22 protein-coding genes and 1 tRNA gene are annotated in these 19074 nt (G+C 66.1%); 14 read left to right on the forward strand and 9 right to left on the reverse strand.

All coding sequences use genetic code 11. From position 1 onward, the window contains the following. Positions 1–15 precede the first annotated feature (15 nt). A complete protein-coding gene (locus QM618_RS01140) occupies positions 16–987 on the forward strand; it encodes a heme o synthase (protein WP_428093672.1) in 972 nt (323 codons plus the stop codon). A 16-nt stretch (positions 988–1003) separates the two neighbouring features. Then, positions 1004–1990 (forward strand): site-specific tyrosine recombinase XerD, encoded by a 987-nt coding sequence (locus tag QM618_RS01145; protein ID WP_428093675.1) that lies wholly within the window; start codon positions 1004–1006, stop codon positions 1988–1990. A gap of 131 nt (positions 1991–2121) precedes the next feature. Here the strand turns inward: QM618_RS01145 and QM618_RS01150 are convergent, their stop codons facing one another. After that, complete coding sequence (locus tag QM618_RS01150; protein ID WP_428093678.1) at positions 2122–3456, reverse strand: DUF222 domain-containing protein; 1335 nt, start codon at positions 3454–3456, stop codon at positions 2122–2124. 210 nt (positions 3457–3666) lie between these two features. Here QM618_RS01150 and QM618_RS01155 point away from each other — a divergent pair, with 210 nt between their 5' ends. From QM618_RS01155 to der, 10 genes are all read left to right on the forward strand, one after another. Beyond that, positions 3667–4482, forward strand: a complete 816-nt coding sequence (locus QM618_RS01155) for a ParA family protein (protein WP_428093681.1) — start codon at positions 3667–3669, stop codon at positions 4480–4482. Between the two features lie 5 nt (positions 4483–4487). After that, positions 4488–5318 carry a segregation and condensation protein A gene (locus tag QM618_RS01160; protein ID WP_428093684.1) on the forward strand — a complete coding sequence of 277 codons (831 nt, stop codon included), beginning with the start codon at positions 4488–4490 and terminating at the stop codon, positions 5316–5318. Next, the gene (gene scpB / locus QM618_RS01165) at positions 5315–5872 is read left to right on the forward strand and encodes an SMC-Scp complex subunit ScpB (protein ID WP_428093687.1); all 558 of its coding nucleotides are present in this window, start codon (positions 5315–5317) and stop codon (positions 5870–5872) included. Before QM618_RS01160 ends, scpB begins: the two co-directional genes overlap by 4 nt. After that, on the forward strand, positions 5872–6621 hold the full coding sequence (locus tag QM618_RS01170; protein WP_428093690.1) for a pseudouridine synthase: 750 nt from the start codon (positions 5872–5874) through the stop codon (positions 6619–6621). Before scpB ends, QM618_RS01170 begins: the two co-directional genes overlap by 1 nt. Positions 6622–6733: 112 nt before the next feature. Then, positions 6734–7045 carry a hypothetical protein gene (locus QM618_RS01175; RefSeq protein WP_428093693.1) on the forward strand — a complete coding sequence of 104 codons (312 nt, stop codon included), beginning with the start codon at positions 6734–6736 and terminating at the stop codon, positions 7043–7045. 71 nt (positions 7046–7116) lie between these two features. After that, complete coding sequence (gene aroH / locus QM618_RS01180; protein ID WP_428093697.1) at positions 7117–7479, forward strand: chorismate mutase; 363 nt, start codon at positions 7117–7119, stop codon at positions 7477–7479. Positions 7480–7481: 2 nt separating this feature from the next. After that, positions 7482–8525, forward strand: a complete 1044-nt coding sequence (locus tag QM618_RS01185) for a prephenate dehydrogenase (protein ID WP_428093701.1) — start codon at positions 7482–7484, stop codon at positions 8523–8525. Next, the gene (gene cmk, locus QM618_RS01190) at positions 8522–9199 is read left to right on the forward strand and encodes a (d)CMP kinase (protein ID WP_428093704.1); all 678 of its coding nucleotides are present in this window, start codon (positions 8522–8524) and stop codon (positions 9197–9199) included. The genes QM618_RS01185 and cmk overlap by 4 nt, the downstream gene beginning before the upstream one ends. Next, positions 9196–9891, forward strand: coding sequence for a lysophospholipid acyltransferase family protein (locus tag QM618_RS01195; RefSeq protein ID WP_428093708.1), 696 nt, complete (start codon positions 9196–9198; stop codon positions 9889–9891). The genes cmk and QM618_RS01195 overlap by 4 nt, the downstream gene beginning before the upstream one ends. After that, a complete protein-coding gene (gene der / locus QM618_RS01200) occupies positions 9888–11366 on the forward strand; it encodes a ribosome biogenesis GTPase Der (protein ID WP_428093711.1) in 1479 nt (492 codons plus the stop codon). The genes QM618_RS01195 and der overlap by 4 nt, the downstream gene beginning before the upstream one ends. Here the strand turns inward: der and QM618_RS01205 are convergent. From QM618_RS01205 to pcp, 3 genes are read right to left on the reverse strand one after another with little or no spacing between them, the layout of a single operon-like run. Then, entirely contained in the window at positions 11363–11779 is a 417-nt protein-coding gene (locus QM618_RS01205; RefSeq protein WP_428093714.1) for a DUF1801 domain-containing protein, read from the reverse strand. The two genes, der and QM618_RS01205, sit on opposite strands and share 4 nt — an antisense overlap. A gap of 23 nt (positions 11780–11802) precedes the next feature. Continuing rightward, positions 11803–12363 (reverse strand): DUF4865 family protein, encoded by a 561-nt coding sequence (locus tag QM618_RS01210; protein ID WP_428093717.1) that lies wholly within the window; start codon positions 12361–12363, stop codon positions 11803–11805. After that, the gene (gene pcp / locus QM618_RS01215; protein WP_428093720.1) at positions 12360–12968 is read right to left on the reverse strand and encodes a pyroglutamyl-peptidase I; all 609 of its coding nucleotides are present in this window, start codon (positions 12966–12968) and stop codon (positions 12360–12362) included. The genes QM618_RS01210 and pcp overlap by 4 nt, the downstream gene beginning before the upstream one ends. A gap of 42 nt (positions 12969–13010) precedes the next feature. On the opposite strand from pcp, the gene QM618_RS01220 reads away from it, so the two are divergent. After that, positions 13011–14204 (forward strand): GGDEF domain-containing protein, encoded by a 1194-nt coding sequence (locus QM618_RS01220; RefSeq protein ID WP_428093723.1) that lies wholly within the window; start codon positions 13011–13013, stop codon positions 14202–14204. 16 nt (positions 14205–14220) lie between these two features. Beyond that, a tRNA-Pro gene (locus tag QM618_RS01225) sits at positions 14221–14294 on the forward strand. 49 nt (positions 14295–14343) lie between these two features. On the opposite strand, the gene QM618_RS01230 is transcribed toward QM618_RS01225, so the two are convergent. The 5 genes from QM618_RS01230 to QM618_RS01250 are packed head-to-tail and all read right to left on the reverse strand — an operon-like array spanning position 14344 to position 19026. After that, positions 14344–15090 carry an esterase/lipase family protein gene (locus QM618_RS01230; protein WP_428093726.1) on the reverse strand — a complete coding sequence of 249 codons (747 nt, stop codon included), beginning with the start codon at positions 15088–15090 and terminating at the stop codon, positions 14344–14346. Further along, positions 15041–15256, reverse strand: a complete 216-nt coding sequence (locus QM618_RS01235; protein WP_428093730.1) for a hypothetical protein — start codon at positions 15254–15256, stop codon at positions 15041–15043. The genes QM618_RS01230 and QM618_RS01235 overlap by 50 nt, the downstream gene beginning before the upstream one ends. 4 nt (positions 15257–15260) lie before the next feature. After that, positions 15261–16583, reverse strand: coding sequence for a flavin monoamine oxidase family protein (locus QM618_RS01240; protein ID WP_428093733.1), 1323 nt, complete (start codon positions 16581–16583; stop codon positions 15261–15263). Next, complete coding sequence (locus tag QM618_RS01245) at positions 16580–17296, reverse strand: gamma-glutamyl-gamma-aminobutyrate hydrolase family protein (protein WP_428093736.1); 717 nt, start codon at positions 17294–17296, stop codon at positions 16580–16582. The genes QM618_RS01240 and QM618_RS01245 overlap by 4 nt, the downstream gene beginning before the upstream one ends. Next, positions 17293–19026 carry a DEAD/DEAH box helicase gene (locus QM618_RS01250; protein WP_428093739.1) on the reverse strand — a complete coding sequence of 578 codons (1734 nt, stop codon included), beginning with the start codon at positions 19024–19026 and terminating at the stop codon, positions 17293–17295. The genes QM618_RS01245 and QM618_RS01250 overlap by 4 nt, the downstream gene beginning before the upstream one ends. Positions 19027–19074: the final 48 nt, after the last annotated feature.

Raw genomic sequence — 19074 nt, forward strand, 5'->3', positions numbered from 1 at the left:
TTCTAGCCGCGTAGAATGGTTGCCGTGTCCGCCCCTTTGCTTGCCCCTGAGTCCGCTATGCCGCGGACCCGCGGCTGGGCGGCGGTTCGCAGCACCGTTGGTGCGTATGTAGCGCTGACCAAGCCACGCATTATCGAACTCTTGCTCGTCACGACGATTCCGACCATGGTGCTCGCCGCGGACGGGTGGCCGCGCACGTGGCTCGTGATCACCACTCTTGTTGGTGGCGCACTGTCCGCGGGTGGCGCGAACGCCTTCAACTCGTACCTCGATCGCGATATTGACGCGATCATGAAGCGCACCAAGCGCCGCCCGCTCGTGACGGGTGCCGTGTCTACGCGGGGAGCGTTGACGTTCGCGTGGGCGCTGTCGGTGATCTCCACGGCGTGGTTCTGGGTAGTGGTGGACTCGCCGCTTGCGGCCGTGCTGTCCGTGCTGGCGATCCTTGGCTACGTCGTTGGCTACACGATGCTGCTCAAGCGCCGCACACCGCAGAACATCGTGTGGGGCGGGGCCGCGGGATGCATGCCCGTGCTCATTGGGTGGGCCGCGGTGACGCAGTCGCTCGCCTGGACGCCGGTGCTGCTGTTCCTCATCATCTTCTTCTGGACGCCGCCTCACTATTGGCCGTTGTCGATGAAGTTCACGGGCGACTACCGCGAGGCACACGTGCCGATGCTGCCGGTGGTGGCATCACGGCGCCGCGTGGCGGTGGAGATGGTGGCTTACACGATCGCGATGATTGCCACCACGCTGGTGCTTGTGCCTGTGGCTGGCATGACGTGGGTGTACTTGGCGGTCGCGGCAGGTTCTGGAGCGTGGTTCCTTGCGGGCACGGTGCGGCTCTTGGCACGGGCGCGTCGTGGCGAGAAGAAACTGCACGAGATGCGGCTGTTCCGCGACTCCATCACGTATCTCACGCTGGTGTTCGCGGCGATCCTCGTGGACCCCTTCCTGCCCGACGCGTTGACCGTCTGGCACTTCTAGCCCGCACACGCGCCCCATGGACTCCTCCCAGCGGCTGCGAGCCACGGATCTCACACGGCAGCGCGACGCGTACCTGGCTCACGTCACGGTTGAGCGCGGACTGTCCGCGAACACGGTTGCCGCCTATCGACGGGATCTAGCTCGGTACCTTGATTTTCTCGCGTCCCTTGGGCGAGGGTCGCTCGCCGATGTCACGCGCGAGGACATCGCCGGGTTCGCTCAGTCGCTTGGTGAGCCGCCGGTGGGTCCCGATGGTTCACCGCTGCTTGACGCCGACGGATCGCCCCTGCCCGCGCTGGCGCCGTCGTCCGCGTCCCGCATCGTGATCTCGGTGCGTGGCCTTCACCGTTTTGCGGCGCTCGAGGGATGGACCCCGTCCGATACGTCGGCCTCAGTGCGCCCCCGCGCCATTCCCAAGAAGTTGCCGCATCCCGTCTCGACGTCCGAGGTGGCCGCCATCCTCGAGCATGCCTCGGTGGGGGACGGACCAGCGCCCTTGCGCGACCGCGCCCTGCTCGAGTTTCTCTACGGCAGCGGCGCCCGCATCTCCGAGGCAACGGGCCTCGACATCGATGACATCTCGCTCGAGCCTGGCGCAGAGGCCGTGCTGTTGCGCGGCAAGGGCCGCAAGGAAAGAGTGGTTCCGCTCGGTTCCTATGCTGCCGAGGCGCTCAGCGCCTACCTGGTGCGCGGGCGCGAAGCTTTGGCAGCGTCGGGCCGTGGCACGCCGGCCGTGTTCCTGAACTCGCGGGGTGGGCGGCTGTCGCGTCAGAGCGCGTGGAACATCCTCCATGCGGCCGCCGAGCGGGCCGGAGTCCCCAATGTGTCGCCGCACACGCTGCGCCACTCGTTTGCGACGCACCTGCTCAATGGTGGCGCCGACGTGCGTGTGGTTCAGGAACTGCTCGGCCACGCCAATGTCACCACGACGCAGATCTACACGGCTGTCACTCAGGACACCTTGCGAGAGGTCTACGACACGGCGCATCCCCGGTCTCGCTGAGCGTCGCAGACGGGCGGGGGCGCCGAGCATGGTGGCCGTTGTGGGGGAACCTGCGACGACGCGCTGGATGACGGGAGTTGCGTAGGATGACCAGCCGCTTGTCGACCACCGAGTGCAGGCTTCCGCACCGCTCACCCGGTTGGTGCGGGGGAGCGGGTGGAGCAGGCTGGTATTCGTTGTCGTTTGGGGTCCACGGATGCGGGTGGGATGAACCACACTTCGCCGGCGATGATTTCGATTTCCCATCCGAAGTCGTGTAACCGATGGTGACAGACACTGCAGAGAAGTACCCCGTTGTCGACGTCCGTTGGGCCGTCGTTTGACCAGAACTTGATGTGGTGCACGTCGCAGTGCGACACGGGGGCGCCACACCGTGCGCAGCCTTTGTCTCGGAGCGCGATCGCGAGTTTCTGCGCGGGAGTGAAGAACCTGGTGGCATCTCCTAAGAACAACGCCAGCCCGCCCTTCCCGGTCACCGCGGGCACCACCTGGAGACCAAACGCAATCTGGGAGAGCATTTCGAGGCAGATGGGGCCCGCGTAGCCGTGGCAATACGCCGCGCCTGTGCCTTTGACGATGTCTTCCACTGCGGCGTGGACCACCACGGTGGTCTGTGCGGATTTGGGTCCTTTCTGGCAGCCCATTCGGTGCACGGCTAGATCGGCCAGGGCGTCGGCGGCGAGTTCTGAGGGTTCGCGGCGCTCGCTGGGGTGGACGTCGCGTTGGCTGTGCATCGCGGCCCTAGTGCGGTCGTCGATCCATTGGCGCAGCGCGATGCCGCGAATGGGGTCCAGTTCCCCGTGGAATCCGATCATGCCGTCGTCGGCTTCCCAGAACTTCACATACGCCTTGGACCGCAACGACTTCAGGTGGGTGAGATACCCGTCATGGTCGACGCGTTCAAACTCGGCGCGGCACATCGCGCGCACGCGTTGCGGTGGGCGGGTGCGGGCGCGATCCACCAAGGACCGCTCAATCTCCGGGGTAGCACGGGCCATCTTCACGAGCCAATTGCGCACGATCGCAGCCTTCTCCGCCGAGAACCCACGCTTGCCTGTTTGCTGCACCAAGTACCCATAGAGCGGTAGCTCGCCGTCCACCGAAGGGGACGCGGCACCCACGGTGAGCGGAGCGCTGGAGCCAGCATCAGCGTCGGACACCGCTTGGGACAACGTCACCAACTGGCTTGCCGCACCGCGCGGCACCTGAGCCACCTCCGCGACGAGCGAACCCACGTCACTGAAGCCCTTCTGACGCGCCAACCTCTTGGTGCGGTCCTCACCTGACGACAGCTCCCCAACCCGCGACGTGAGCGCCGACATGATGGTGTTCGCGGACTGCACCACCTCGCCCACAGACCCCAACCACGCAACCGCCTCATCCCCCGTGAGCGCACGAGAGTCAACGCCCTCAAGACTGGCCAGTTGAGCCACCTGAGACCGAAGCACCTCGAGCGAAATCCGCATGCCTCCACTCCACCAGGGGGGTGTGACAAAGATGGCCCCTCAGAGCACACCCACGATCAACCGTTACCAAAACGTTGCCAAATGTGGAAAGCCTCGCAAAACACCCAACCTGGGGACGCAGGTTGATACCCCAGGCAAACCCACGAAAAAGGCGACCAAGCCCGCTGAGCCAACACCAGCGTCGGGCCTGCCGCGCGCTAAGGTTGCCACGTGACCGACTTCCCCGTGCCAGCAGCCCTCGATGGACACGGCCCCGCGCGGATCGTGGCGCTGTGCAACCAGAAGGGGGGCGTGGGAAAGACCACCACCTCGGTCAATCTCGCGGCAGCTCTCGCGGAGTATGGCCGCAAGGTCTTGTTGGTGGACTTTGACCCGCAGGGTGCCGCTTCGGCCGGCCTCGGCGTGCAGTCCAACGACCTGGAGACGACGGTCTACGACCTCCTCATGCGCTCGGGCGTCAACACCAAGGACGTTATCGTCGAGACTCAAGTCCAGGGGCTTGATTTGTTGCCCGCAAACATCGATCTCAGTGCCGCAGAGGTCCAGTTGGTAGGCGAGGTTGCCCGCGAGAGCGCCCTGGCACGTGCCCTAAGGACCGTCGAGGACGACTACGACACCATCCTCATCGACTGCCAGCCCTCCCTGGGCCTGCTCACGGTAAACGGCCTGGTAGCCGCCCACGGCGTACTCATCCCTCTCGCCGCCGAGTTCTTCGCCATGCGCGGTGTGGCGTTGCTCGTGGACACGATCACCAAGGTCCAGGACCGCCTCAACCCTCGCCTCACCATCGACGCCATCATCCCCACGATGTACGACGGCCGCACCCTCCACAGCCACGAGGTGGTGGAGCGCGTGCGGGACGGCTTTGGCGACAAGGTCACCGAGACGATGATTCACCGCACGGTGAAATTTCCCGACGCTACGGTCGCCGCAGAGCCGATTACCTCCTACGCGCCCAATCACCAAGGCGCCAAGGCGTACCGCGAACTCGCGCGCGAGCTCATCGCGCGCGGCGTCTTCGCTTGAGCCAGATGACCGCAGAACTCGTCGAGGAGGGCGGTTCTTCCCGCGCCTTTCAGGTGCACCTCGACAACTTCGAGGGCCCGTTTGACCTGCTGCTGTCGCTCATCAGCAGGCACCAGATGGAGATCACCGAGGTCTCGCTCGCAGCCGTCACCGATGAGTTCCTCGCCATGATCACCGCGCACGAGGACGAGTGGGACCTCAGCCAAGCCAGCGAGTTCCTCGTCGTCGCCGCGACCCTCCTCGACCTCAAGGCCGCCCGACTCCTCCCGCAGGGTGAGGTCGAGGACTACGAGGACCTCGAGCTTCTCGAGGCACGAGACCTGCTCTTCGCCAAGCTGCTCCAGTATCGCGCCTTCAAGGAGGTCGCTGGCGAGCTCGACAAGCGCCTCGGCGCTCCCGCAAGGACCCCGCGCGACGTCACGCTTGAGCCGCACTTCGCGATGGTGCTTCCCGAACTCATCTGGGTGACCACCCCCGACATCCTCGCGACCCTCGCCGCCCGAGCCCTCCAACCCAAGCCGGACGCTCACCACGTGTCCACCGCCCACCTTCACGGAGCGGTCGTGAGCGTGCGCGAGCAGGCGACTATCATTGTTGGTCGGCTTCAGCGGGACGGGGCAGTGAGCTTCCGCGAGCTTGTGGCCGACGCTGAGCACGTCAACGTTGTCGTCGCCCGGTTCTTGGCTCTCCTTGAGCTATTCAGGGAGGCGGCGGTTGCCTTTGAGCAGGCACGCTCGCTTGGCGAGTTGACGATCCGCTGGACCGGAAGCGGCGATGTGGACGTCTCGGCGGAGTTTGACGAGGTTGATCTGGTGGAGGAAGCACAGCGTCCATGAACGACAGTGTGAGTAGCGACACCCACGTGCGGGGCGCGATCGAGGCCATTCTCATGGTCGTCGACGAGCCTGTTGCCCCCGCGGACCTGGCGGCGGCGCTCGACGTGCCGGAGCCGTCGGTCATTTCTGTGCTTGAAGGCCTGCGGGACGAATTCGCGAACCCCGACCACCCGCGCGGCTTTGAACTGCGCGCCACGGACGGGCGGTGGCGGTTCTATTCGAGCCCCCTCTACGCCGACGCTGTGGGCGCCTTCCTCGTAGAGGGCCAGTCCGCGCGGCTTTCGCAGGCGGCCCTGGAAACGTTGGCCGTGATCGCCTACCGGCAGCCGGTGACGCGCGGCCAGGTGTCGCAGATTCGTGGCGTGAACGTGGACACGGTAGTCAAGACGCTCAGCGCGCGCGGGCTCATTACAGAAGTGGGGGAACAGGGCGGCGCCGTGCTGTTTGGCACCACCACGCAGTTCCTGGAGCGCCTTGGGCTCTCGTCGCTCGACGAACTGCCGCCGCTCGCGCCCTTCCTGCCTGACCTCGCGGCTATTGACGAGGCATCGTGATGGAAGAACTAGAGATTCACCGGCCCGAGGGCGTGCGCCTGCAGAAGGTGCTCGCCTCCGCTGGCGTGGGCTCGCGACGCGCGTGCGAGGACCTCATCGAGGCCGGGCGCGTTCGCGTCAATGGCGAGGTCGTGACGCAGCTTGGCGTGCGAGTGGACCCCGACCAGGTGGCGATCGACGTGGATGGCGAGCGCGTGTGCGTGGACTCGACGGCGCTGACGATCGTGCTGAACAAGCCGCGCGGAGTGGTCTCCACGATGAGCGATCCCGAGGGCCGGCCCTCGCTGGACAAGTTCGTCTCTGCGTACAGCGAGCGACTCTTCCACGTGGGGCGCCTGGATGCAGACACCACTGGCGTGCTGTTGCTGACCAATGACGGCGAGCTGGCGAACCGCCTCGCTCACCCGTCGTTCGGAGTGAACAAGATCTACGTGGCCAAGGTGAAGGGCCAGGTTCCACGGTCTTTGGGGACGACGCTGCGAGCTGGGGTCGATCTCGACGACGGCCCGGTGCGCTGCACCGGTGCCGCGGTGCTGGACATCGGCAAGGACGCCTCGCTAGTGCAGGTGGAACTGCACGAGGGTCGCAATCGCATTGTGCGCCGCATGCTCGACGCGGTGGGATTCCCCGTGATTGACCTGGTGCGGACGCAGTTTGGGCCGATTCGGCTGGGCACGCTGGCGCCGGGGGAGACGCGCGAACTCAGCCCCGCCGAGATCGGCAAGCTGCAGCAGGCTGCTGGGCTCTGATGACTGGCTCTAGCCTGCGGGCGGGGTGAAGCTCTTGGGCCACCCGCGTTGGACAAGGCGAGCAACGAATCTAGACGGTGCCGACACCAACGACATTCAGCTGAGATCAACGTTGAGTTGGATTGCACCTGGCAAAGAAGCGGACCTGCTTCACGCGAGCGATCTCATGCGGTCCGCGGACGAGCGGCATGGCGTTGCGTCCCTCTGCTCTTTCGTCGGAGGAACTGTCGTCACGATAGGCGCTTATTTCTACTTCTCCGACGGTGCCGCGGAGCTTCGCAAGATCGCCGGACTGTGCCTCATCGGGATCGGCATTGTGATCGTCGCAGTTGGCATCGGCAACAGTGTTGTGGCATCGCGGCGTTCCCGGGCGGCTAAGCGACTGGCGCAACTGCATGGCGTGTCCGTCGACGAGCTGAGCTAACGCAAGGACATGCGCCGTCTCGCCTCGTTGGCGGGCCAACGCCGCAACGCCACCCCGATACGATTATCCCCATGACCATCCGCGCTATCCGTGGTGCCACCACGCTCGTTGCCGACGAACGCGACCACCTCCACGAGCGCACCCAAGAGCTCATCGAAGCGATCGTCGCGGCCAACAATCTTGACATCGACGATGTCATTTCTGTCTTCTTCACGTGCACGCCGGATATCGTCAGCGACTTCCCGGCCGCCGCCGCCCGCGAGCTCGGCTTTGGCGCCGTCCCGCTCATGTGCGCGCAAGAGATGGCCGTACCCGGCGCCCTGCCCAAGGTGGTTCGCGTCATGATGCACGCTCACCTCGACACGCCCCGCGACGAGATCAGTCACGTGTACCTCCACGAAGCCGCATCGCTCCGCCGGGACCTCGCCCAGTAGCCATGACTCGCGTACACATCGTCGGCGCTGGGTTGATCGGCGCGAGCCTCGGCATCGGCCTCACCGCCGAAGGCTGGGACGTCACCATCGACGACCTCGATCCCGAGACCGCCCGCCTTGCCCGCGCGCTCGGAGCCGGCAGCGAACTAGGCCAAGAACAACCGGACGTCATCATCGTTGCCGCCCCTCCGTCGGCCGCCCCGGAAGTAGTGGCAAGGGCCCTCACAACATGGCCCGACGCCGTGGTCACCGATGTGGCAAGCGTCAAGTCCTCGATCGCCAAGGCTGCGCACGAGACCGGGCAGGGGCACCGCTACGTGGGCTCGCACCCGATGGCCGGGCGGGAGATCAGCGGCTCGCTTGCAGCGCAAGGTGACCTGTTCAAGGCGCGCCCGTGGGTGATCTGCCGCAACGGCGCCACCGATGACGCCGTTGCACGAGTCCAGGCCATCGCCCAAGCCCTCCAGGCCGACGTCGTCTTCATGGAGGCCGTAGCCCACGACGCCGCCGTCGCCCGCGTCTCGCACGCCCCCCAGGTAGCCGCGAGCGCCGTTGCCGCCGCCCTCGGCACGCTCCACCCCGACGACATCGCCCTCGCGGGCCAGGGCCTTCGCGACGTCACGCGCATCGCAGCGAGCCAGCCCGGCATGTGGGCGGATATTGCCCGCCTGAACAGGCACAACATCGTCGCCACGCTGGATCACATCATTGGTGATCTGGAAGATGTCAGAGAAGCAGACGACATCGGCGAGGCCGTCACCGACCTCATCGAACGCGGCCGGCTGGAAGTCGCAAGAATCCCCGGCAAGCACGGCGGAGCACCCCGTGACTGGGCCGGCGTTACGGTCATCGTCCCCGACAAGCCCGGCCACTTGGTCCGTCTGCTGCAGGACGCCGCTGCGGTAGACGTTAACGTTGAAGACATCGGCATCGAGCACTCGCCCCGCCAGAGCGTGGGCCTCACCACCCTCTACGTGCTGCCCGGCAGCGCGCAGCGGCTCGTGGACGCGCTCGAATCGAACAACTGGGAGGTGGTCCGCTCGTGACCGGCATCGTCATCGCTATCGACGGCCCCGCGGGAACGGGCAAGTCCACCGTGTCTCGGGAGGTGGCGCGTCGCCTCAAGCTCGCGTATTTCGACACTGGCGCCACCTACCGTGTGGGCACCCTGTACTGCCTGCGCGAAGGCGTTGACCTCTCCAACGAGGCCGACGTCGCCGCCATGGTGGACACCATGAACGTGGAACTCCGCCTTGACCCCGGCAACCCGCGTGTCATCCTCGACGACGAGGACGTCTCGTCCCTGATTCGCACGGACTCCGTCGCGCTGAGCGTCTCGAGCATCGCCACCAACCTCGAGGCGCGCAACATCCTTGGCCACATGCAGCGCGACGTCATCGCCGCCGAGCTCGAAGGTGGCTTCAGCGAAGGCCGTGGCATCGTCGCCGAAGGCCGCGACATCACCACGGTGATCGCTCCCGACGCTCCCGTACGCATCCTCCTCACCGCGGATGAAGAAACGCGCATTGCCCGACGCTCGGGCGAGGGGGCCGATCAAGCCACCGTCCGCGAAGCGGTGCTTGGGCGTGACGCCAAGGATTCGACGGTGGTCAACTTTCACACGGCGGCTGACGGCGTGCACTTCATCGACACGAGCGACCTCACGATCGACGAGGTGGTCGCTGCAGTCATCAAACTTGCCGAAGAAGCGCGAGCGTGAGTACCAAGGCTCCCACTCACTGGGGCCCTCGCTGGTCGCGCTGGGTAGGCAGGGGGCTCGCGCGTGGCTACTGGAACACCGAGGTGCGTGGGCGCACAAACATCCCCAAGAAGGGCCCCGGGATCGTCGTGGTCAACCATGTTGGCTTCATCGACGGACCCGTTGTCCACGGCGTCATCCCGCGCCTCAACTACTTTCTGATCCGCGCAGACATGTTCAAGGGGCCGCTCAAGCCGCTCCTCCACGGCGCAGCTCAGATCCCCGTGGAAGGCGACGGCCGCAGCGCACTCGCCAAGGGTCTCGCCGTGCTGAGACGTGGCGACATCGTCGGCGTGTTCCCCGAGGGCACACGCGGCGGCGGCACCGCCGAGTCCGTGCACGGGGGAGCGGCGTGGCTCGCGGTCCAGTCGGGCGCACCGATCATTCCCACCGCCCTCCTTGGAACGCGCCTCCCAGGGGAGAGCGTCAACCTCTGGCCCAAACCCCGCCGCAAGCTCCTCGTCGAGTTCGGCGAGCCCATCCACCTGGACCTCGCGCCAGAACTTAAGGGCCGCGCCCGCCAAGCCGCAGCGTCGGAGCACGTAGCGGCGGCCTTGCGTGCCCAACTCGACAAGACCCTGGCGACCACCACCTTGGTGTTGCCTAAAGACGATCCGATTCGCGAGCGTCGGGCAGCTACGGAGAAGCCATGAGCGACGAAACCCCCCTGCCAGCGCCCCACGAGAGCGATCCGGAGGAGACCCTCGAGGAGAAGCGCGAGGCCGCGCTGCGCGCGGGCCTCGAGGCGTATGAACTCACGGAGGAGGATCTCGCGACCCTCACCGACGACTACCAAGACACGCAAGAGCGCCTACCCATCATTGCGATCGTTGGCCGCCCGAACGTGGGTAAGTCAACCCTGGTAAACCGCATCATTGGCAAGCGACTCGCGGTGGTCGAGGACACGCCTGGCGTCACGAGGGACCGCGTGACCTATCCCGCCGAGTGGGCAGGCGTGGACTTCCTGCTCATGGACACTGGCGGATGGGAGCGCAACGTCACGGGCCTGGACCTGTCTGTAGCGCAGGCCGCTGAGGCCGCTATCGACATGGCGGACGCGATCATCTTCGTCGTGGACGCCACGGTGGGCGCCACGAGCTCCGATGAGCACGTGGTGCGGTTGCTGCGTAAGGCGCAGAAGCCCGTGGTGCTGTGTGCCAACAAGGTGGACGGCCCGCAAGGCGAGCTCGAGGCGGCCGCGCTGTGGAACCTGGGTTTGGGCGAGCCGTACCCGGTTTCCGCACTGCATGGCCGCGGCACGGGCGACCTTCTTGACGCGGCGATCAACGCGCTGCCTGAGGAGCTCGAGGACGAGGTCATCGACGAGGGCGCGCCGCGGCGAGTGGCCCTCGTTGGCCGTCCCAACGTGGGAAAGTCCTCTCTTCTGAACCAGCTCGCGGGCTCCAACCGCGTGGTGGTCAACGAGGTGGCGGGCACCACGCGTGATCCCGTGGACGAGATCGTGGAGATCGGCGGCCGCAACTGGACGCTTGTTGACACCGCCGGCATCCGTAGGCGCGTGCACCAGACCTCCGGCGCGGACTTTTACGCGTCGCTGCGCACCGGCGCGGCCATCGAGCGCGCCGAGGTGGCCCTCGTGCTGATCGACGGCTCCGTGCCGCTCACCGAGCAGGACACGCGTGTCATCGGTCAGGTTGTGGAGGCCGGCCGCGCCCTCGTGCTCGTGGTCAACAAGTGGGACCTCGTGGGCGAGGATGAGCGGTTCCTCCTGGAGCGGTCCATCGAGCAAGACCTGGTTCGCCTTCCCTGGGCGCCGCGCGTCAACCTCAGCGCCAAGACCGGCTGGCACACCAATCGTCTGCTTCCCGCGCTGGATCTGGCGCTGTCCAGCTGGGATCAGCGCATCTCAACGGGCAAGCTCAACGCGTTCCTTGGCGAACTCGTGGCCGAGCACCCGCACCCCGTTCGCGGTGGTCGTCAGCCCAAGATCCTCTTCGCCACCCAAGCGGCGACGCGCCCGCCGCGGTTCGTCATCTTCGCGTCGATGTTCCTTGACCCGCAGTACCGGCGCTTCATCGAGCGTCGCCTGCGCGAGAAGTTTGGGTTCGAGGGCACGCCCATTCAGGTGTCTGTGCGCGTGCGCGAGAAGCGCGGCAAGAAGCGCTAATAGCGCCAGATGGGTCCCGTGGCCCACGCCAGGGCCACCAGCTCTCTCAACACGCCCTCGTCGAGAGCGTCGAGCCGGTTCGCGTACACGCACCCCGCACCCTCAGTAGTTGGCCCAAGCCGCGGCAGCAGTACGCGCTGCTCGTCAGTGTCCTTGAGGCCGTATAGAGACAACTTCGCCTTGCGCGGGGAGAAGCCCACCTTGAACCAGTCGCCCTCGCGGCCCGCGGAGGAGATGTAGTGCATGTCCCCGTAGCCCACCATGGTGGGCCCCCACATCACGCCTGGATCGCCCGTGACGTCCTGGAAGATGGCGTGCAGGCGTTCGCCCTCGAGGCGGCGCTTCTCCGGCTGAACGGTTGCAAGGAACGCGGCAACCGGAACGTCCGTTTTCTGGGTCTTATTCTCTGCCATCCAGCCAGTGTGGCATCGACGCTCTAGGGGCGCTCGGGCAGCACCGCGCGCACCACGTTGAACACCTGGCCATCGTAGCGCCGCGGGCGCCCTTGCCACGCGTCGATGCTCACGTCTTCCCACGTATTGGGGTCAAGTCCGCGGCACGCGAGCGCGGTTGACCGGCCCGCGAGCGACTTCGCCGCCGCTTGACGCTGCATCTCTACCACGGCGCCAATCGGCTCCCACGACATGCGCGGCCGCACCCACAGCCCCACGTGCGTGATGGCAGGGAAGCGGGGACGCTCGAGTTGGATGGAGCCCACGGTCCACATACGGGCCGACGGCCGAGCCAGGTGCTGCTCGATTCTCGCCGTCGCGTCTCCCCACAAGAACTCGGCCATTCGCGAGGTGTTCGCCCAGATGGTCAGCATCGCGATGGAATTGCGGGTTGCCTCGTCGAAGCCCGCAGTGGAGACCGCGGTCACGCCCGCGAGCAACCCAGCGGTCTGGGAGAGCGCTTCTCCGGTGCTTGCCGCGGTGTTGCGGACCGCGTTCATGTCCATCGCGAGGGGCACGTCGATGACCCAGGTCATGGCAATCATTGCTTCGCCTCCAATGCCACGGTGATGGCGATTTCGAGGGCCTTCGCGATGCGTCCGAGTGGCATCGTCGGCACGTCTTCCCCAAGGCCCATTTGCGGAGTTGCCGGCACATGGATGAATCCCGAGGACACTCCAAGCCCCACCAGTGAGTGCTGCAGCGCGTAGAAGGCGTCGTTGCACACGTAAGCGCCCGCGGTAAGCGAGGCCTCCGCGGAAATGCCGGCACCGGCGATCGCATCCACGATGGCCGTGACGGGGAGCGTGGAGAAGTACGCGGCGGGGCCACCCCCCACACATGGCACGTCAACCGGCTGACGCCCCGCATTGTCAGGGATCCGCGCATCGCGCAGATTGATGGCAAGCCGCTCAGGGGTGACCGACGATCGGCCCTCGGCAACGCCAACCGCAACCACAACGTCGGGCGTATGAGCGGCGACATGCTCAACGAGCCGCCGCCCACCAGAGCCAAAGACAACGGGCAGCCTGCGAATGACCAGCTCGTCGTCGCGAGACCACGCATCCGCGAGCATTTCTACAGCGTCCCACGACGGGTTGATGGTGGCCTCGGCGAAGGGTTCAAATCCGGTAAGGAGCACGCGTGCCATGGCACGAGAATACGGTCTTGACGCTGCCTGTAGCCTCTTCCTGTGTTCGACATCGAGACGCTGAGGCTGATGTTGGCCGTCGTGTCGCTCGCGGTGCTCGCTTTGTTCTTTTTGGGTGTTTACCGGCCAACTCACTCGCCGTTTTCCGGCTGGTGGACCCTCGCCCTCGTCTGCGCGGCGTCGAGCGCCGTGTTCTTGCTTGGCAACGGCACCCCAACCCAGGTGTACCTCAACCCTGCGTCCACCGGCGTCTCCGCGATGGGTGCCGTGTGCGTGTGGTTCGCGACGCGTTCCCTCAGAAAGCGCGCCAACCGCGTGTGGGTGCTCGTGGTGATTCCCGCATCCTGCGTCGGCGTGGCTCTGCTCGACAGCCCCTCCAGCAACGAGTGGGCCGGCAACGGCGTGCTGTTCGCGGTCATGGCGGCAGGCTTCACGGCGGGCGCCTATGAGGTGTGGGGCGCCTGGGCACAACGACGCGGGGAGCCCGACGCTGCGGAGAGCGGGGAGGCCATCACGGCTCTCGCGGTGAGCGGCATCGCGGCCAGCGTGCTGAGTTTGCTGTACCTCTCGCGCTTTGTTCTTTACATGGTTCTTGGCAAGGACGATCCGGTTTTCACGGGCGTTGTCGGCAGCGCGACCACGTCGATTGTGTTGCTCATCTGCCTTGTGGCGGTGACGTTCTCGGTGTCCGCGATCGGGTGGGATCAGCGCACCCGTGCGTTGCGCAGGCGTGCCACGGAGGACGACCTCACGGGCTTGCTTGGAAGGTCGTCCTTCCTTGCGCGAGCGCAAGACGCCATCTCGAGTGCGGGCGGCCGCCGCGCGCGTCAGGCGTGGCTCGTCATCGCGGACCTCGACAACTTCAAACCCATCAACGACGAGTTTGGGCACCAAGCGGGCGACCGCTCGCTGCAGGCGTTCGCCGAGGTTGCGCGGGGTGCCCTGCGGGCCACGGATGCAATCGGTCGCCTTGGCGGTGACGAGTTTGGGATCGTGCTGGAGAACGTGGGGGAGGACGCGGTCAGGGCTCGACTCGACGAGATCAGGCGACGGCTGGCTCTGGAACCCGATGCTGCGGGGCACGAACTGCCTACTGTGAGCTTTGGCGTTGCGGAGTGCAACGACCAACTCACGCTCAGCGAGGTGCTTGGCAGGGCGGACGCGGCGCTGTACGACGCCAAGGCCGCGGGGCGCGACCGCGTGGCGGTGTACTCGGAGGCGCCGGGCGTCCGGTAGCATTATCTGGCTGTCACGGGCTGTGGCGCAGTTTGGTAGCGCACTTGACTGGGGGTCAAGGGGTCGCAGGTTCAAATCCTGTCAGCCCGACGTTGTGCAGGCCGTTTACCAGGGGTTTTCCTGGTAAACGGCCTGTTGTCTATTCCGCCGTAGCCGCGGATCCCGCGAGGCGCTCCACCTCTTCGAGGACTTCCGGCCGCGCCAGGATCCGGAAGTGCCCACCCGTGGTCAGCTCGACGTTGCGTGCCCCGTGGAGCGCGCTCCGCGCCGGAATGTGGGGATCGAACGAGCCGTAGATCGACACGATTCGGGAGTTCACCTGCTCGTCTTGTGCGAGCGCGCGGATGGTCTCGTCATGCGGCGAGAAGATGCGCAAGCTACGGGCCAGCATGTACCGCGCGTACATCGAGCCGCCAAACGGGGTGGCGATCGCGACCATGCCCTTGACCCTCCGGATCCCTTCCGGCTGCACCATCACCTGTTTGCCAATGAGGCCGCCTTTGCTGTGCGCCACGATGATGACGCCGTGGAGGTCATGGAGCTCCAGGTGACGCGTCACGATTGCCGCTGACTCTGGCACGTGCCGCAGGTTCATCTTCAGTTTGGGCATGACATGGACGGGGTGACCCTGCGAGTGGAGTTTGGCCACGAGGGGTTCGAGGAACTTCCACGACTCATAGACACCGGGGAGCACCACCACGGGGGCTTTAGCACCGGACTGAAAGGTCCATGGATCCGAGGCGTTGAACGCCGCTCGCACCTGCCACGCGGCGACGAACGCGTAGTCCGCGACCCACCAGCCCGCCGCGCGTGCCCATAGCGCGCCTCTAGTGCGGTCAGGTGAGCCAGACGTGCGCTTCTCCAGCGAACTGGTGCACAAAGCCACAGCTCACACAAATGGCGCCATCGGCCGCGCGGTTGAACGCATCGAAGTCGAAGAACGTGGCGCCTGCCGTGTTCATGAGGATCTCGCGTTGTTCGAAACGATCCCCGCCGCACACCAAACACGCGAAGAACTTGTCGTGCACCTGCAGCCGATTCCCGTATGCCATGGCGCTAAGCCTGCCACGCGAGCCCTATTGGCACCGGGAGGCCGAGCACATTGCATGCCGCTCGGTGTCCCGAGAGCATTGCGGCGGGAACGGTGGCAGGGTCGTCCGTCCACGTGGCCTCGCCAGCAAGGTGCAGCACGCCACCAATGGGAGTCGCGAGTAGGTCGTGGTCTTCGGTGCTGGATCCCACGGTCATGTAGGCGTAGGACCCCAGCGCAAACGGATCATCTTGCCAATGGGAGATGGCGGTGGAGGACGGCTCGACGGCGGTGGTGGGGTAGAGCCGACGAAGCTGCTCCATCACCGATGTCACCACATCGGCATCGGACCAGCCACGAATCTGTTGACCCGCGGGGCCTGCGGCGAAGGTCAGCAGCGTCGGCTCACCATGCAAGGCCGTGAGGTCGTACCACGAGTGCCACCAGCGGCCGTGTGGACCCTGCTGGCGAATCGCGTAGACGTTGTCGTCCCAGAACTTCACGGGGAAGCGCAAGAACACCTTCTCGAAGGCATTCATCGTCAGCCGCGACAAGGCGCCGGCCACGGGCACTGGCAGCTCTGGTTCAATCAAGAATCCGGAAGACTGCAGCACCCCAACAGGAACGGTGACAATCGCAGAGCGACCCTCGAAGGTGCCCTGCGAGGACACGGCGACCACGCCGTCGGGCCCCCACTGGATGTGGGAAACCACCGCACCTAGCCGGACGTCCGCGCCTTCGGCGAGGCGCTCCGGCAACCGGCCGTAGCCGTCGGGGAACACCACCTCATCGCCGTCGATGGAATCGTCGTCAAGGCCGTGCGCCGCGAGGTCCTCAATCCACGCGCCGTACTGCTCCTCGCTGCGGTGCTCGAGGTACTCGCGAACCCGTTGCGTGCGCTCGGTGTCCCACCCCATGGAGGCGAGGGCATCTTCCGTGACGTCGCGATACGAGGCGTGCGGGGCGGACGCGGCGACAATGGGCGCGAGCGCGGCATCGAGGGCGTGAACGTCACTAGCAAACGTGCTGGCGGCCTCATCCGTGAGCCGCACGCCGTCCGGCCCGTAGTTAGCGATGGGCCTGCTATCCACCTGATAGCCGCCCACGGTGAACTCGACCATCGACATGCCGAACGCGCGCGCGGCAGCGGCCACAGGGCTGCCTGTGACGCCGTGGATCCACGACGCGCCCATGTCGGTGGGGTGCGTTCCGGAACGGTCGGTCCACACGCGCCCACCGACCCGATCGCGTGCCTCAAGCACCACCACCGACCGCCCCTGGCTCGCGAGGAGGCGTGCCGCGGTGAGCCCGGACACTCCCGCGCCAACGACGATGGTGTCGAACGTCATCTGGCCCTGTACGCGGCCGCGGCGGCCACGAACGCCTCGAAGAGCGCCGGCCTGTCATCTTGCTCAGGGTGCCACTGCACGGCGAGGCAAAACGCGGGGCCAGGACGCTCAATCGCCTCGACGATCCCGTAATCGCTGTGCGCACTCGCCACGAGTCCGTCGCCAAGGGTGCCCACCGCCTGGTGGTGATAGACGGGCACGATGGACGTCTCAGGATGAAGCGTTGAAACCACCGTCCCCGGCACCGTCGTGACCCCCATGAGTGCGAACTTCGCGTCCTCGCCTTGGTGATCCTTGTTGCCCACCACGTCCGGAACGTGCTGAATGAGCTCGCCGCCCAACACCACGTTGAGCACCTGCGCCCCGCGGCAGATGCCAAAGAACGGCATGCCACGTTCCAGCGCGCCGCGCGTCAGCGCCAACTCCCACTCATCGCGAACGGGACGCGGCTCGTCATTCTCGGGATGCGGTTCGGCTCCGTAGTGCACCGGGTCTAGGTCGGCGCCACCGGTGACCACAAGCCCATCGATCGCGTCGAGGGCGGCCGCCACAGCGTCGGGCGTTGCAGGCTGGGGTGGCAGGATGGCAACGGCCGCACCCGCGTTCGTGAACGACGACCCGTACTGCCAGGGCAGAAACACTGCCTCGAGGTCCCACACGCCCGATTGAGCGCGGTCAAGGTAACTCGTGAGGCCAACGACGGGAGCCGTCATCCGCGGCCGTGCCTTGGCTTGCGGTCCTTGCGCGCCGCGCCGCCCTTTGGCCCTCCCTTGCCCCCGCCGCGCGGCCCGCCGGGGCCGGTGTCGAGGCGCAATTCGATGAGCTTGCCGCCGATGCGGGTGCCGGACAGCTTGCGGAATGTGTCGGGGGACAGCTGGGCGGGGAGCTCCACGAGCGAGAAGTCGGGGTGAATCTTGATGGCACCAAAGTCGCTGCGCGCGAGCCCACCCTCGTTGGCGAGCGCTCCCACGATCTGGCGGGGCTCCACCTTGTGCCGCTTGCCCACGGCGATGCGGTAGGTGGCGAAGCCGTTTGCAGGTGCCCGACGCTCCCTCGGCTCTCGCGTTCCCGTCCCCTTGTCGGGGGCAAAGGTTTGGGGCTTTGGCACGTCTTGCGGATCGAGGAGCAGAGGAGTGTCGCCTTGGGCGACCACGGCGAGGGCCGCGGCGACGTCCGCCTCCGGTACGTCGTGGTGCTCCACGTAGTGCGCGATGATGTCGCGGAAGCGAGCGATGCGGTCTTGCTGCTCAAGGGCGTCAGTGATGGATGCGTCAAAGCGCGCAAGGCGAGTGGCGTTCACGTCATCGACGCTCGGCCAGTGCATCTCCGTGAGCGGCTGGCGCGTGGCCTTTTCGATCGCGCCAAGCATGCGCCGCTCGCGGGGGGTCACGAAGCTGATGGCGTCTCCCGTGCGGCCGGCGCGTCCGGTGCGGCCAATCCTGTGCACGTAGCTCTCGGTGTCGATGGGGATGTCGAAGTTCACCACGTGGCTGATGCGGTCAACATCGAGGCCGCGCGCGGCAACATCCGTGGCCACGAGGATGTCGAGCTTGCCTTCCTTGAGCTGCTTGATGGTGCGTTCGCGCTGCACCTGGGCAACATCACCGTTGATGGCCATGGCGGCGAAGCCACGGGCGCGGAGTTTCTCGGCGACCGTCTCCGTGTCGTTCTTGGTACGCGTGAAGACGATCATCGCCTCGAAGTTCTCCACCTCGAGGATGCGCGTGAGCGCGTCCACCTTCTGCGCGTAGCTCACGATGAGGTACCGCTGCGTGATGTTCGCCGCCGTGGTGGTCTTGCGCTCGATCGTGATCTCTTGCGGATCGCGAAGGTACTTGGCAGACAGGCGCCGGATCTGCGCGGGCATGGTCGCTGAGAACAGCGCCACCTGCTTGTCCTCGGGTGTGGCGCCAAGGATGGTCTCCACGTCCTCCGCGAAGCCCATCTTGAGCATCTCGTCCGCCTCGTCGAGCACCAGGTACTTGAGTTCCGACAGATCGAGCGTGCCTTTGTCGAGGTGGTCCATGATGCGTCCCGGCGTGCCAACGACGATGTGGACGCCGCGTCGCAGGGCAGAGAGTTGCACACCGTAGCCCTGGCCGCCGTAGACGGGCAGCACGTGCACGCCCTTGTGATGCGAGGCGTAGCGCTCGAAGGCCTCACACACTTGCAGCGCTAGTTCACGCGTTGGCGCGAGCACAAGCGCCTGGGGTGCTTTCTGGTGCAGATCAAGCCGCGAAATGATGGGCAACGCGAAGGCAGCGGTCTTGCCTGTGCCCGTCTGCGCGAGCCCCACCACGTCCCTTCCGGCAAGCAGCGGGGGAATGGTCTGCGTCTGAATGGCGGACGGCGTCTCGTACCCCACGTCGCTCAACGACTTGAGGATGGCGCCCTCCAGACCAAGGTCGGCGAATGTGGTTTGGGTCTCATCCTCGGAAGTCATGTACTAACGGTAGGCGCTCCGGGCCCCGTACATGCGACGATTGGCCCC

It is taken from the genome of Demequina sp. (assembly GCF_049841215.1).
Classification (GTDB): domain Bacteria; phylum Actinomycetota; class Actinomycetes; order Actinomycetales; family Demequinaceae; genus Demequina.